Below are 14,170 nucleotides of genomic sequence, written 5' to 3' on the forward strand. Positions count from 1 at the left end.
GCACAGGTGCAGCGAGTCTCGACGCAGAGTGTGCCCGAACCGGAGCGTTTGGCGTACCTCCACGACTTTATTGCGCGCAATTGGGCGGGTATGCGGTTCACTCCGTTGAACGATGCCGACCAGCGCATCGACATCGCGGTGTTCGAGTTGCCGGATGCCGTGGGTATCGCGCGCGCTCACTATCCGTCGATCATTGGCACCCGCCCGCGCGATCTTCTTGGCGATGGACGTGACAACTACACGCTCGCAATCGTTTCCGAGGATCACGAGGTTTCCGTGGCGGGTTGTCGGGCTTTCACCGTCAAAGCCGGCGACCTGATGATCATCAACGAAGGCACGTGGTTTGAAGTCCGGCATGCTCGCGCCACGGTGGAATTGGTTTCCCTCGGGTGCTTGCAAATAGCTGCGCGCGTGCCTCGTCTCGATCTCGCGCCGTTCTATCACATTCCACGCAACGCCCCGGGTGCCTCGCTGTTTATCGGTTACGCGAACCTGCTGCGGCAAGCACCGCCGGAAGGGGACAAGGCGCGGCAGATGGCCGCGAGTCACATTCACGATCTGATCGCCGTGGTCCTGGACGGCTTCGTGCAGGGAGGCGCGGAACGTAACGAGCGTGGCATTCGTGCCGCTCGACTCGAGCTCATCAAGCAAGACATTCTCGATCGCGTCAGCGATCACGCGCTCAGTGTCAGCTCCATCGCCAGCAGTCAGGGCGTGACGCCGCGTTACATCCAGCATCTGTTCGAAAGCGATGGCACGACGTTTACGGAGTTCGTGCGTGACAGCCGGCTCACGCTGGCGTTCCAGCGACTGGACGCAGGTACTAAGGTAAGGCCCATTTCCGAGATCGCGTTCGAGTCTGGATTTGCGGATCTTTCCAATTTCAATCGCGCCTTTCGCCGCCGCTATGGCGTAACGCCCTCGGACGTTCGGGCAGAAGCGATGCGCAAGCGCATTCGCTGACGTTCGTATCGACAGGGCAGCGCATGCCCTTAGGTCACGATCTTCGTTCCCTGCAGCATCAGTTCGCCTGACACCAAGACACGCACGCCTCCTCGCCGCGATGCTGTCCGAATCGCGTGGCGTTTTTCGGCTATTGGCCAGCCACACGTCGTACCTGCAGAGGCAAGAGAAAGCGTGAACAGATCGATGTTTTTTGGAACGAGGGTGGGTCGGGGCGCAGTCAGCAATGGCGCTGCGCGCATGATCTGGACCGGTGGCTTGCTATTGATGCTTGCCGGATGCGGTGGTGGTGGTGGTTCGAACTCCGACGACGGCGGCCGCAATGAGCCGCCCCCGCCGCCGCCGCCAACCCAGAGAGATCCCGTTACAGCGGTTGCCACTGAGGTGGGCAGCCCTCTCGACGCAGCGGTGACGCAAGCGATCGGCCCGGCAGGCGGCGTGCTCGAGTCGGCCGACGGTACGCTGCGCGTCGAGGTGCCTGCTGGCGCGCTCACGGCGGAGCAAACCTTCAGCATTCAGCCGATCTCCAATAACGCACACGGGAAGATCGGCGGCGCCTTCCGGCTCGGCCCCGAAGGCGTCACGTTTGCCAGCCCGATTCGACTGACATTCAACTACACGCCCGATCAGATCCTCGGCACGGCACCGCAACTGCTGCGCGTGGCGAGCCAGAATCGCAACGGCTTCTGGGAGCTGCACCAAACGACGCTCGATGCAGACGAAGGGACCGTGTCGGTCAACACGACTCACTTCAGCGACTGGTCGGCCGTGGCTGGCGCGCAGCTTTCGCCGGGGTCCGCGACGGTGAAGCCGGGCGAGACTGTCGCTCTGTCGGTTGTGGTTTGCGCGCCCGTGCAGTCCGACGACCTGCTCACGACACTCCTCTCCGAGTGTCAGCCGAGCACGGTGATCCGGAATCTCGTCAGGAATTGGTCGGTCAACGGAGTGTCGGGCGGTGACGGCCACGTGGGCACCGTTGCGGTACAGGACGACCGTTCGGCTGTGTACACGGCACCTGCCAGTGCGCCTCAGTCCAACCCGGTGGCGGTCTCTGCGGAATACACCACGCTGCAGGGTGAGCTCGTAACGCTCATTTCAAACATTCGAGTGCAGACGGGCCTGTGCACCCCCGCCAACCCGGGCGAGCCTTGTTTCTTCGATCTGGTTCAGTACAACGGACGGGGATTGCCGTCCGACGAGCTGCCTCGCGAGACTTGGGAGAACCCTGAAAGGGTCACGGGTGGGCGGCTGTCGCTGCGGGACTACGATGGTGACGGCGCGGGCACCTGGACGCTGCGCCACGTGTGGGTCGAAGAAAGGCCTTCCGGCAATCTCGAGCAGTTCGTGCAGGCCGCGGGTGACTTCACCAGCGATGCGAACGGCCGGTTGAGCTTCACCGCGCTTGGCGGCGAAGCAGCCTTCACTGGCTCCATTCAGCAGGGTGTCGTCACGATCGAGGGCTATCCGCTCTCGACGCGGCATGTGACCGTGTCGGCCCAGCTCAGATTTCAGCAGCCGTGAGATCGACCCGGCCGCCGACGAGTGCGTCGGCGGCCGGGACAGCGGCCCGTCATCGTTCAGATCGGCCAGTTGGCCACGTCGCACTTGCGAGGCAAGGTAAATTCCAGCTTCGCAAACGCCGCGTATAGCAACCTTGTCGATAACGCAGGTTGGCCGGTTTCGACGATGGCTTTGAGCCGTTGCAGGATGACCGGCATACCGCCAGCGATGCCCTTGGCGGTCGGTGTGCCCATAGGAATGTTGTCGACCAACAACGTTACTTCGACGCCGCCGGTGACTGGCTTCAATTCATAAGTCACGACGCAGGGTGGATCGTCGTAGCCCGCGAAACGGAACGAGTGAGAGAAGCGGCGGGGCGGGTCGTAGTCGAGCACTTCTCCGACCACCATCACCTTCTTCTGACTGGATGTGCGCATCTGCATGCGCGCACCAGGTCGCAGCGTCTGGGCGTGCAGCCAGGTATTGAACACGGCCAGCTGCGGCTCGTCTTGTTTGGTGAGCTCGCGCCAGATGGCTTCCAGCGAGCCATCGATGACGATGCGAGAGACCAGTCGACGTTCGTTGCTCATTCCTTTTTGCTCCGTTCCACCGCATATTTCAATCGAGTCAGGCGCCCGGCCCAGAACGATCGATACTGATCGCTCCAGCGCTCGTGGATGACCTGCAGCGGCGCGAGATTGACGTACAGCGGTCGATCGCGCCCCACCTTCTGCGACACCAGCAATCCTGCTTCCTCCAGCACATTGATGTGTTTCAGCACTCCAATGCGGCTGAGATCGAAGTGGTCCACCACTTCGCTGACGAGACAACCGGGCGCTGCCGCCACGATGTCGATGATCTGCCGCCGCACCTGGCTGGCCAGCGCTTGAAAAACCGTGTCGAGTTCGTGTTCTTGCATAAGGCCTTATAGGTAACTATATTGTTACGTGTTGGCTCGGCCTGTCAAGTGACAGGCGCATCGCGAGGTTGGAGACATGACGCATCCTGTCGCCGTGGTCGGTTTCGACCACATCGTGCTGCGCATCCGCGACAAGACGCGGATGCTCGGTTTCTATCGCGATGTGCTGGGATTCCCGGTCGATCGCGATCGGCCCGAGCTCGGCCTTACGCACATCCGCGCCGGCGACGATTTGATCGACCTGGTGACGGTCGATGGGCCGCTTGGTCGCAAGGGTGGCGCAGCGCCCGACGCGGAGGCACGCAACCTCGATCACTTCTGTCTGCGGATACGGCCGTTCGATGAGGCCGCGCTTCGGGCCCACCTCGCTGCTCACGGTGTGCAGATTGATGAAGCGGGTGATCGTTACGGTGCCGATGGCAACGGCATGTCACTTTATATCCGCGACCCAGAGGGCAACACGATCGAGTTGAAAGGCCCGCCGCGATAGTCGCGACCGGCGTTGCCGCACACCGCTGTTCCCTAGGTCCAATAGTGACCGGCGGCCAGACTGGATCACCATTCCTCAGGTGCACGCAACGTTCCCGCTATGTGAGGAGAGCGCTCATGATGCGTACGAGATTTGCGAGACTCGCCAGCCGTATTGGCGCTGCCGCACTGTTCGCCGTTTCGCTCACCTGTCTGGCCCAGTCGATCAATACCAACTACATGCCGGGCACCGACTTCTCGAAGTACCACACCTACCGCTGGGTGTCGGTCGGGGAGCACGGGGCGGTGGATCCGATTCTCGACCAGCAGATCAAGCAGGCCGTGGACAAGCAGCTCCAGGCTAAATCCCTCGTGAAGAAGGATGAGGACCCAGCCGATCTGTACATTGGCTATCAGGTGGGTGTGCAGCAGGAACACGAGCTCAATGCCTACGGCTCGCCGGGCTGGCGCTTCGGTGGCGGGATGGCGAACGCGACCACCTCCACGGTGGACAACGGCACGCTCGTGCTCGATATGTACGACCCTGCGATGAAACAATTGGTCTGGCGCGGCGGCGCGACCGAGACCATCGACAAGAACAGTTCTGAGGAAAAGAAACAGAAGCAGCTCGACAAGGCCGCGACCAAGCTGCTGAAGAACTTCCCGCCCAAAGCTGCCAAGTAGCGGCGCGCTGGGGCGAGTCATGGCGGTCGGCGAGGTTCTGCAATCGTGGCACGACGGCCTCATCAAGTCGTCGATCGTCGAGTTCGTGGCGCGGGTGACGAACCGTGGCAGCACGGACTATGTGCCGCCAGCCGAGCGGATCGCGGTGTTCGATAACGATGGCACGCTGTGGTGCGAGCAGCCGATGCAAGTGCAAGTGTTCTTTGCGCTGGATCGCATCAAGCACCTCGCGAAGCGGGATCCGACGCTTGCCGAGCGCCAGCCATTCAAGGCCTTTATCGAGCGCGACTTCAAAACGATCGCCTCGCTCGGCAAGCGCGGCGCGTTCGAGTTCGCCTTCATGACGCATGCCGGTGTCTCGGAGGAGGAGTTCGATGCCCTGGCGCATGCATGGCTCGAAGCCGAGCGTCATCCGACGCTGGGGCGTCTGTTCAAGCGTTGCGTCTTCCGTCCCCAGATCGAGCTGCTCGACTATCTACGCGACAATGGTTTCAGAACTTTCATCGTCTCCGGCGGTGGCATCGATCTGATGCGGGCCATGTCCGAAGAGGCGTACTCGATTCCGCGCGAGCAGGTGATCGGGTCCAGTCTCAAAACGCGGGTCGACGTGCAGGCTGGCGTGCTCACGCTCTTCAAGCTCTCAGAGCTGGGAACCTTCGACGATCGCGAGGTGAAGGTGGAGAATATCGGTCTGCACATCGGCCGCCGTCCCATCCTGGCCTTCGGCAATTCGGATGGCGATCTGGCGATGATGCGCTACACGCTGGCGGGCCCGAGGGCTCGCCTCGCGTTGCTTCTGCATCACGACGATGCGGAGCGAGAGTTCGCATACGACCGCGAGTTTCGATTGAGCCCGCTCAGCGAGGCATTGGATTGCGCCGAGAAGGATGGCATCCGAGTCGTCAGCATGAAACGGGACTGGTGCACGGTGTTCATTTGAGCGCCGTCTGATCCCGAACCAGCAGGTGCGCGACCAGCAACCCTGCTTCATAAAGCAAGTACATCGGCACCGCCATCATGCACATGGAAATGGCGTCGGCGGGAGTCAGCAGGGCCGAGATCACGAAAACTCCCAGCAGCACATAGGCGCGATTCTGCTTCAATGCAGCCACGCTCACGATGCCCGTCAACACCAGCAGCATGACCACGACCGGGAGCTCGAAAGCGATCCCGAAGGCCAGGAACAGCACCATGACGAAATCCAGGTAACTCGAAATATCGGTCATCATGGCGACGCCTGTGGGGGTGGTCTGGGCGAAGAAAGCAAACATCACGGGGAATACGAGCGTGTAGGCGAACGCAATGCCGACCACGAACAGCACCACGGACGAAACCATCAGCGGCACCGCGAATCTTTTCTCGCTTCGATACAGTCCTGGGGCTACGAACGCCCATGCCTGGTAGAGCGTGTAGGGTATCGATAGGAAGACGGCGACGAAGATCGCCAGCTTGAAAGGCGCCATGAAGCCGGACGTGACGCTGGTGCCGATGAGCTGGCCGCCGGCCGGCAGTTTTGCGACCAGTGGCGCGGCCAGGACTTCAAAGAGCGCATTCGAAAAGTACAGGCAGGGAATGGCCAGGATGACCACACAAACGACGGCTCGAAGCAGACGGGTGCGCAGTTCGAGCAAATGCGACATCAATGGCGCTTCGGTGAACTTTTCGTCAGAGGTTTCCATCTGCAGGCTCGTGGCAAGGATTGGTGATGTGGTTGGTGCTTTGAGCAAATGCTCCGGCTCACAGAAGCACGAATGCCGCGGCTGCGAGCAGCGTGGGAACCGCGGCGCCCAGCAGCAACCCGCCAGCGCCGATGGTCTCGTCGGCGAAGCCGCGTTTGAGTAGCGTGACGCCTGCCGGATTCGGTGCATTGGCGATCACCGTGAGGCCGCCGCCAGCGACTGCTCCGGCCACGAGCATGTACTTCGCTTCGGCGCTGATGCCGCTGATGAGCGAGCCCAGGTAGGTTAGAGCGGCGTTGTCGGTAATTGCGGTGAGGCCGAGCGCGCCGAAGAACAACGCCAGCGGCTCGAGGGCCGATACGATTGGCTGCAGCCACCACCGTTGCATGCTTCCCAGCAGTACCAGGCCGGCCAGGAAGAAGCCCACCAGCAACGCTTCCTTGACGATCAATGGCGCCTGATAGCGATCGTAGGCCTGCGTGAATCCGAGGAACATCAGGAACAGGCCCACAAAAATGATCGGATGGTGAGCAAAGATGACCACCGCAGCGAGGAAGATCCCGTGCACCACGATCACCGTGAGCGGCATGGCGGGACGATTTGCGGGATTGGGTGGCTGCATGCGGATCAATTCGCGACGGAGCACGAACGTGGCCAACGTCGCGTTGATGAGCACCACCAAGGCGGCCTTCCATCCGAAGTTCGCCAGCATGAAAGCGCTGTCCCAATTCCAGGTGGCGGCAACCATCAATACCGGGGGCGCGGCGTAAGAGGTGAGTGTTCCGCCGATCGATACGTTGACGAAGAGGACGCCCAGGGCGAGGTATTTCGGCGCTTCGGGCACGGGGCGTTGGAATACCTGCGGTGCCAGCATCAGTGCAGCGATCGTCATCGCAGCAGGTTCTGTGATCAACGAGCCGAACAGGGGAACGACGGCAAGGCTCAACCATGCGAGCATCACCGACGTGGGTGCGGGCAGTATGTGCGCGACCCGGCGCAGCGAGGCTTCGACGGCGTAAAGGATCGGGCGGGAGGCCGCGATCACCATCACAACGAATACAAAGAGCGGCTCAGTGTAGTTGCGCGACTCTGCGTACTCGATCGCGCTGGCGCCACCGGAGAACACGGCCATGCACGCGATCAGCACGATGGCCCAGAAGCCAAACACGACTTCGACCTCTCCCAGCAAGTGGAACAGGCCCGCATGTCGGGGCGATCGGGCAGCGAGTCGCTCGAATTGTTTGGCGGAGAAGGTGTGCAGCAGTGCCAGCGCGAACAGGCCTGCGGCAATTTTCTGCAAGACAGGGTCGGATTCTATGGACATGGGCACGGTCAACCCGCGCGGCGGCCCGACCAGCGCACAACCTGTGGACGATCATTCGCCCAACACCCACCGCGCAATATACCGTTACTTCACCGTGATGGCGAATGTCGAAGCAAAGTGGAAGCTACCCATCGGGATACAGGTGTCCAGCGTGCCATCCGAGAGGATCGGGCAGCGTTTCAGATACGTATCATTCGTGGTGAGGTAAGCGTTGGTCGTCGTGAAGGCCGCGCGCGTCACGGATTCGCCGACCGCTGTGTCCACGCACATGCCGAGAGTGCCGCTGGAATTGATCGCGCACACCAGCAGGCCGCCGCCGTCACGCAGCGAGTACAAGCGATCGCCGATCACCTGAGAAACCATCGTCGCACGCGACGTGTTGATGCCGGTGTCGAGGCAACTTGACAGGCTGGATGACGTGGCGCTGCACGATTGCAGACGCCAGCCGCCGGGGAAGCTTTGGTAGTAAGCGCCATAGGCCCGGGTGCCGTTCGCCGAGAACACCACCTTCGTGAGTCGCTGAGTGTTCAGCAAGGAGCAACTCAAGATGTCTCCATCGATGTTGAGCGGGCAGCGCTTCAATCCCTGGCCCACATCGTTGACGAACAGGGCGTTCACCGCCGGATGCACACCGATCGTCAGCGGGTTCGTGACCTGGTAGCCGATCGAGGTGCCAGCGAGGCCCCCACCGTAGCGCCAGACTGCGCCCAGCGTGTCAAGATTCGAGTTGGCGTAGTAAAGCTTGCCGCTGCGATAGCCGAGGTCGATCCTGCCGGATCCGTAGGCGTCGAAGACCAGACATCGCCGCAACATGCCGTAGCCATCGAGGTCGCACTCGGAGATGAACGATGCGTCGGAGTAGCTGATGTACAGCACAGGGTCTGCGGCACTGTAGTTGATCGAGGCCGTGCCAAATTTCGACGTGCCGGAGTTGTCGAGGTAACTGAAGCCGAGCGTCAGTGTGGCGGCCGCGGGGGCGCGGGGCAGATAAAAGAGTGACAGCTGACAGCTGTTGTTGCCGGTGACGTTGGCGCAGGTGAAGTCCGATGGGCCGAACCAGCCCTCCGGCAAGGCAGGCAAGTTGGTCACGGTGAAGTTCGTAGCCGGATTGCCGTCGTCGGTAGCGTAAGTCAGCGTGACGGTCTGCATTTGCCCGGTATGCACAGCGATCGAGCTTTGGCTCACGGTCGCGGCGATGTTGTTGTTCACCGTAGCGGCATAGGGAATGGTCAACGATCCGGTTTTGGCTGTACCCGAGTTGTCTCGGTAGCTGTAGTTCAATGTGAGATTGCCTGAGCCGAAGACGGCGGGCGCGAATAGCAGCGGCAACTCACAGGGAAGATCGACACTCACGGTCGCGCACGTCAACGCGCCGACCGTGCTGCTCCAACCCATCGGCAATGTGCTCAGATCCGTGGTCACGGCGAATTGGCTCACGGTATTGTCGTCATCCGTCGTGAAGGTGATGTGTACGGGCCGATTGCCGACACCGGCGACGGCGGTGATTTGCCCGCCAGGGGCGACGTTACCAACGACGTTATTGTTCGCGGTGGCCGTATAGGCGATGTTGATCGACCCATTCTTGCTGGTGCCGGCGTTGTCCTGGTAGGTGTAGCCGAGCGTCAATGTGCCGCTACCGGTAGTGGCCGGCGTATAGGTGAGTGAGAGTTGGCAGCCATTGCCAACGCTGACGGTAGCGCAATCGAGTGTCGCGCTCGATACGCTCCAGCCGGTTGGCAGTGACGCAAGTGCCGTGGTGATCTGCAATGCCGAGGCTGAGAAACCATCGTCGGTCATGAACGTGACATTGACCGGTTGGCCGCCGCCACCGACGACGGCAGCGATCTGTCCGCTGGGTGCCACAGTGCCGTTGACGTTGTTGCGCGTGGTCGCGGCATAAGCGATGTTGGCCGAGCCGTGCTTGCTCGTGCCCGAGTTGTCTTGATAGGTGTAGTCGAGCGTCAATGCGCCGCCGCCGCCAGTGGTCGGCGCATAAGTGAGCGAAAGCTGGCAGCCGTTGCCAGTGCTGACGAGTTCGCACTCGAACGTTGTGCTCGACGTGCTCCAGCCTGAAGGCAGCGACGCAAGTGCCGTTGTGATCTGCAGAGCTGAGGCCGGGAAGCCATCGTCGGTCGTGAATGTGACATTGACCGGCTGGCTGCCTTCGCTGGCAACCGAGATGACTTGCCCGGTTGGCGCGGCGGTCGCGACGACGTTGTTATTCGCGGTGGCGGAATAGTCGACGAGCTCGCGCCCGGTCTTGGTGTTGCCCAGGGCGTTCGTGTAGCTGTAATCAAGGTTGAGTGTGCCGCTGCCGCCCGCGAGTGGGGCATAGGTGAGATTCAGCACACAGCCACTGCCGGTGGTGACGTTCGCACAGCTGAAGCTTGCGGGGCCGCTCCAGCCTGCCGGCAATCGCGTCAGGTCTGTCGTGATGCGGAGATTCGTCAGCGCGTGAGCGTCGGATGAAGTGAACGTAAAGCTGAGTGTGCGAGTGCCGCCGCTCACCGTTTTGATCCTGTCGCTAGTCGAGCGAGTCACGACCGAGGTGTTGTCGGTAGGGGTGTCGCGTGGGGTATTTTGCACCGGCGTCGCGGCCTGCTTCGAGTCGCTGCAGCCGACCAATGTCAGCAACAGCAGGCTCGATGAATAAACAAGTGCTCGTGAGTGTGCGTGCCGGGCAGTCATGAAACTTTCCGTTGTTACGACTGAGAGATCAGCGGCGGCACCATAGTGGCGGCTGTCGTGACGTCGATGTTAAAGACATCACACAATGTTTATTTATTTGTAGCGTCGGCGATGTTGTATGTATTTGTTAGTTACGAAGGCGTAGGTCGAAAGGCTTGGAAAAATGCAGCATGTGTGGGGTGCAGGTCTGTGCTGCGCACGCGGCCGCGGATCACATCGGTGGCGTCGTAATCACTCGGATTTCGCGGGTGGGTTAGGTGGATTCACCGGTAGTGCCGGCAGTTGCATCGGCTGAGACTCCAGTACGTAGATGAACCACTGAGCAGGGCGTTGTTTATGTACCGGCGAATTCTGGTGCCGATCGATGGCAGCAGCACCGCGCTCGAGGGATTGACCGAGGCGTTGCGGCTCGCCCGGGCATTTCAGGCCAGAATCAAGTTGGTGCACGTGGCCAGCGAGCTGAGCATCGATCCGGCTGTCACTCCGTCCGTGTACTACGAGTTCGCTGCCGAAGGCAGGCAGGCAAGCGGCCATGAGGCGCTGGCGAACGCGCAAGCGTTGGCGAACGAGCAGGGCGCGGACGTTGAAGTGCAACTCATCGAGGCCACTGGCGCTCGGGCAGCCGATGCCATCGTTGCAGCGGCTCAGCAGTGGCCGGCGGATCTCATCGTGATGGGAACCCATGGCCGTAGTGGAGTGAGGCGGCTGGCATTGGGCAGTGATGCGGAGATGGTGTTGCGATCGGCACCGGTTCCGGTGTTGATGGTGCGAGAAGGTGTCACCAGCTGAGTTCCGCGTCGGCGCGCGTGGTCGTGTTTAGTCGCGATGGCTGGCGAGATCTCGAATCGTCCGGGCGATGAGCGGGGCAATGGAGCAGACGCGCAGTCCGGAGTCGAGCCACTGCTCGAACTCTGGGCGTAGTTCGATTGAGTCAGTCACGAGAACGTTGTCGGCTGCGTGTGATGAAAATATCTGGCTGGCTGCCGGCAGGAAGGCAGCGTGTGCTGCCGCGACTAGCACCGTCCGCGCGCCGGCCTGGCGCGATGCCTGGCAAGCTCGCAGAATTGTGGAGCCGCTGACGATCATGTCGTCGTAGATGATGACGGCTCGTCCCGCCAGATCGCCGACCACTGTTGCCCCGGAGACGACGCCCTTCGTACGGCGCTTCTCCATGAATGCCAGATCGACTTCTCGCGATAGAGTGCTGGTCAGAAATTCGCGAAACCGTTGCGCGCGCTTCACGCCACCGATGTCCGGCGACATCACCACGACCGGTTGATCTCCGACTGCCTTGGCGATGTCCGCAACGAAGACGTCGGCGGCTTCCAGGCGGAGGGTGTGACAGCGAAAGGCGTTGTCGAAGGCCGCCTCATTGTGCATCTCCAGCGCAACTACGCGATCGATGCCGACGGCTTCCATGAGCGCTGCGACATATCGCATTGTCACTGGATCGCGAGGCTGGGTTCGTCGGTCCTTGCGTGCGTACGCGAGGTAGGGCGTTATCGCCGTGACGCGCTCAGCGCCGGCGTCCTTTAACGCGCCAACGAAGAACAACAGACGACACAGCTTGTCGTTGGCCGAGGCGTTGGCATCGCCGCAAAGGTCTTGCACGACATAGACGTCCTCGTTGCATACGTCGACCAGCGGACGCATCTTGTGCTCGCCACCCTCAAATTCTCGTTCTTCGCTCGGCGCCAGCACCGTTCCAAGCGCAGCAGCGACCCGACCTGCGAGGCTCGACGAAGTTTTGGGGGCGAATATCAGCATGGGATTACTGTGAACTGCGGCTGCTGCCGGGACCAGCTGCAACCTCCACGCAGCCGCTCCGGCGTACTACGTAACGGCTCAGGGTCACGGCGCGTTCCGCAGTGCGTGGCGTATGGCGAAGTCCTAGGAGCGTTCTTTTCCGCCGCCAGGGAGCCCGCGGGCGCTCGGGTCGGCAAGTGAGGAATGAAACAGTAAAGCGCAGCATCTCACGGGCGTCGCAAGCGCCCGTGCTTACCTTCGTGCTGTAGCTCGTGACGTGCGGGACGCAGCGCTCGATTCGGTCGCAAAGCTGTTCAACAACGTGTCGACCAGCGCCAGACCGTCACGCTCCAGCGAGATCAGTTGCGGATTGAGCAGCCACTCACGAATCAGACCGCTGATCGCACAGCGCAGGATCATGGCGCAGATGGATGGATCGAGTTCCGCACGTAACTGCTTCAGTCGCTTGGCATGAGCGAATGCTTCTTCCATGCGCTCCTGAAACTGCGTGGCGCCGCGCTGCTCGCGACTCAGAATAGGGCGGGTTTCCTCTGCAAGCTCGCAGTGCAGGTACGAGATCTCGACCGCGTTACGTGTATGGGCATTGTGGGTCAGCTCATCGAACACAGTGATGTGGAACTGTCGCAGCGTCTGTAGCGGCCGATCGCTGTTGCTCGAGGCGATCTGATCGAGCTGGCTGATGAAGGGGCTTTCGACGCGCTCCATCACCGCCTCGAAAACCTCGAGCTTGTTGGCGAAGTGCCAGTAAACCGCGCCGCGGGTGTGACCGGCCTGGGCAGCGATGTCGTCCAAAGTGGTGCGCGCCACGCCTTTTTTCAGGAAGCACAGCTCTGCCGCGTCCAGGATGGAGGAGCGGGTGGCCTCGGCGTCTTCTTTCGTCTTGCGAGCCATGAGTGTGTCGGGCATCTCAGATCGGACCGCTATGTTAACCGGTGGGTTGATATACATACAAACGTGTATGTATAATTGTTCGATCTGGTAACCCCTGGTGATTCCGTGCCCCGTCCATCGACCTCCCCGGTGGCGCTTTTTGGCGTCCTCGCTATCTCGCTCGCGCTTGTCGGGTGTGCTGAAGATCCGCCGCCTGCGCCGCCCGCGCCCGATGTCATCGTCGAGACCGTGCAGCGGGGCGACTTGCCGCTAGCGTTTGAGTATCCAGCGCGCGTCGCCGGTTCACGCGTCGTCGAAGTGAGAGCGCGCGTGAGTGGCGTCATCGTCGAGCGCAAATATCGGGAAGGTCAGCCGGTAAAGGCGGGCGATGTCTTGTTCCGCATCGAGCCGGACAACTATCGCGCGGCTTACGAGCAGGCCGGCGCCGAAGTTCAGATGCAGCGTGCAGCGATAACTCAAGCCAGGAGCGACTATGAGCGCGCCAAGGCGCTGGTCGCCGAAGGCGCGGTCAGCAAGCGCGAATACGATCAGGCCGAGGCGGCATTTCTGCGCGCACAAGGTGGCTTGGCCGCGGCCGAAGCTGCACAGAAGATCGCACGCTTGAATCTCGACTACACCGAGGTGCGCTCGCCGGTGACCGGTGTTGCGAGCAAAGAGGCGGTCACGGTCGGCAATCTGGTGAACGGCGCTGCGACCGCGGGTGGCGATTTACTGACGACGGTGATTCAAGCCGATCCCGCCTACGTGGAATTCTCCATCGCCGAGGCGGAGCTGTTACGTCTGCGCCAGCTGTCGGAAGGGCAGAGCAAGCAAGCTCAATACCCGGTTCGTATCGTGCGTGGCTCGGCGTGCGAAAGCACCGGCAAGCTCGATTTCGCCGATACCTTCGTGAATACGAGCACAGGGACGGTGCGTGCGCGAGCGGTGTTTCCCAATCAGAACGGCTGTCTGGTCTCCGGCCAGTACCTCGCGATTGAATTGAGCGGCGTACAGATCGCGGATGCATTGGCGGTGTCGAAAGCCGCCGTGCTGTTTGCTCAGACGGGGCCCATGATCTGGGTCGTCGGTGACGACAATAAGGTCAGCCCGCGACCCGTGAAGATCCAGGAGAGCTGGCGCGATCGTTGGATCGTGCAGGAAGGCGTACAGCCGGGCGAGCGCGTCATCGTGGAGGGACTGCTCAAGGTGCGGCCCGGCGTCGAAGTCGTCGCGCTGACCCAGGAGCAGGACACTGCACGCAAGGCCGCGAAGAACCAACCCGCGGCAGCGGCGGGCGAGGGCGGCTGA

General features: G+C 61.6%; 14 protein-coding genes. 7 read left to right on the top strand and 7 right to left on the bottom strand.

The genetic code is table 11. The annotated features are described in order from the left end of the window. Positions 1 to 90 precede the first annotated feature (90 nt). Complete coding sequence (locus D0550_RS13660) at positions 91 to 963, top strand: helix-turn-helix transcriptional regulator (RefSeq protein ID WP_241520799.1); 873 nt, start codon at positions 91 to 93, stop codon at positions 961 to 963. 174 nt (positions 964 to 1,137) lie between these two features. Continuing rightward, entirely contained in the window at positions 1,138 to 2,484 is a 1,347-nt protein-coding gene (locus D0550_RS13665; RefSeq protein WP_153067157.1) for a hypothetical protein, read from the top strand. A gap of 56 nt (positions 2,485 to 2,540) precedes the next feature. Here the strand turns inward: D0550_RS13665 and D0550_RS13670 are convergent, their stop codons facing one another. Both D0550_RS13670 and D0550_RS13675 read right to left on the bottom strand, forming a co-directional pair. Then, positions 2,541 to 3,053, bottom strand: a complete 513-nt coding sequence (locus tag D0550_RS13670; RefSeq protein ID WP_116809757.1) for an SRPBCC domain-containing protein — start codon at positions 3,051 to 3,053, stop codon at positions 2,541 to 2,543. Then, positions 3,050 to 3,382: an ArsR/SmtB family transcription factor gene (locus D0550_RS13675; RefSeq protein WP_116809758.1), complete on the bottom strand. Its 333-nt coding sequence runs from the start codon at positions 3,380 to 3,382 to the stop codon at positions 3,050 to 3,052. Before D0550_RS13675 ends, D0550_RS13670 begins: the two co-directional genes overlap by 4 nt. A gap of 76 nt (positions 3,383 to 3,458) precedes the next feature. Here D0550_RS13675 and D0550_RS13680 point away from each other — a divergent pair, with 76 nt between their 5' ends. The 3 genes from D0550_RS13680 to D0550_RS13690 all read left to right on the top strand — a co-directional run bounded on the left by D0550_RS13680 (position 3,459) and on the right by D0550_RS13690 (position 5,474). Then, positions 3,459 to 3,872, top strand: coding sequence for a VOC family protein (locus D0550_RS13680; RefSeq protein WP_116809759.1), 414 nt, complete (start codon positions 3,459 to 3,461; stop codon positions 3,870 to 3,872). Positions 3,873 to 3,988: 116 nt separating this feature from the next. Next, a complete protein-coding gene (locus D0550_RS13685) occupies positions 3,989 to 4,534 on the top strand; it encodes a DUF4136 domain-containing protein (RefSeq protein WP_116809760.1) in 546 nt (181 codons plus the stop codon). Between the two features lie 19 nt (positions 4,535 to 4,553). Further along, on the top strand, positions 4,554 to 5,474 hold the full coding sequence (locus D0550_RS13690; RefSeq protein ID WP_116809761.1) for an HAD family hydrolase: 921 nt from the start codon (positions 4,554 to 4,556) through the stop codon (positions 5,472 to 5,474). Here D0550_RS13690 and tatC read toward each other — a convergent pair. The 3 genes from tatC to D0550_RS13705 all read right to left on the bottom strand — a co-directional run bounded on the left by tatC (position 5,467) and on the right by D0550_RS13705 (position 10,225). Then, positions 5,467 to 6,213 carry a twin-arginine translocase subunit TatC gene (gene tatC, locus D0550_RS13695; protein WP_116809762.1) on the bottom strand — a complete coding sequence of 249 codons (747 nt, stop codon included), beginning with the start codon at positions 6,211 to 6,213 and terminating at the stop codon, positions 5,467 to 5,469. The genes D0550_RS13690 and tatC overlap by 8 nt on opposite strands. A 58-nt stretch (positions 6,214 to 6,271) precedes the next feature. Next, positions 6,272 to 7,537: a putative Na+/H+ antiporter gene (locus D0550_RS13700; protein WP_116809763.1), complete on the bottom strand. Its 1,266-nt coding sequence runs from the start codon at positions 7,535 to 7,537 to the stop codon at positions 6,272 to 6,274. 84 nt (positions 7,538 to 7,621) lie between these two features. After that, a complete protein-coding gene (locus D0550_RS13705; protein ID WP_153067158.1) occupies positions 7,622 to 10,225 on the bottom strand; it encodes an autotransporter outer membrane beta-barrel domain-containing protein in 2,604 nt (867 codons plus the stop codon). 336 nt (positions 10,226 to 10,561) lie between these two features. On the opposite strand from D0550_RS13705, the gene D0550_RS13710 reads away from it, so the two are divergent. Next, positions 10,562 to 11,014 (top strand): universal stress protein, encoded by a 453-nt coding sequence (locus D0550_RS13710; RefSeq protein ID WP_116809765.1) that lies wholly within the window; start codon positions 10,562 to 10,564, stop codon positions 11,012 to 11,014. A 27-nt stretch (positions 11,015 to 11,041) separates the two neighbouring features. Here the strand turns inward: D0550_RS13710 and D0550_RS13715 are convergent, their stop codons facing one another. Further along, on the bottom strand, positions 11,042 to 11,992 hold the full coding sequence (locus D0550_RS13715) for a ribose-phosphate diphosphokinase (RefSeq protein ID WP_116809766.1): 951 nt from the start codon (positions 11,990 to 11,992) through the stop codon (positions 11,042 to 11,044). A 231-nt stretch (positions 11,993 to 12,223) separates the two neighbouring features. Continuing rightward, positions 12,224 to 12,898, bottom strand: coding sequence for a TetR family transcriptional regulator (locus D0550_RS13720; RefSeq protein WP_161965814.1), 675 nt, complete (start codon positions 12,896 to 12,898; stop codon positions 12,224 to 12,226). A 90-nt stretch (positions 12,899 to 12,988) separates the two neighbouring features. Between D0550_RS13720 and D0550_RS13725 the strand changes: the two genes are divergently transcribed. Next, positions 12,989 to 14,170 (top strand): efflux RND transporter periplasmic adaptor subunit, encoded by a 1,182-nt coding sequence (locus D0550_RS13725; protein ID WP_161965815.1) that lies wholly within the window; start codon positions 12,989 to 12,991, stop codon positions 14,168 to 14,170.

The organism is Steroidobacter cummioxidans, assembly GCF_003104955.1.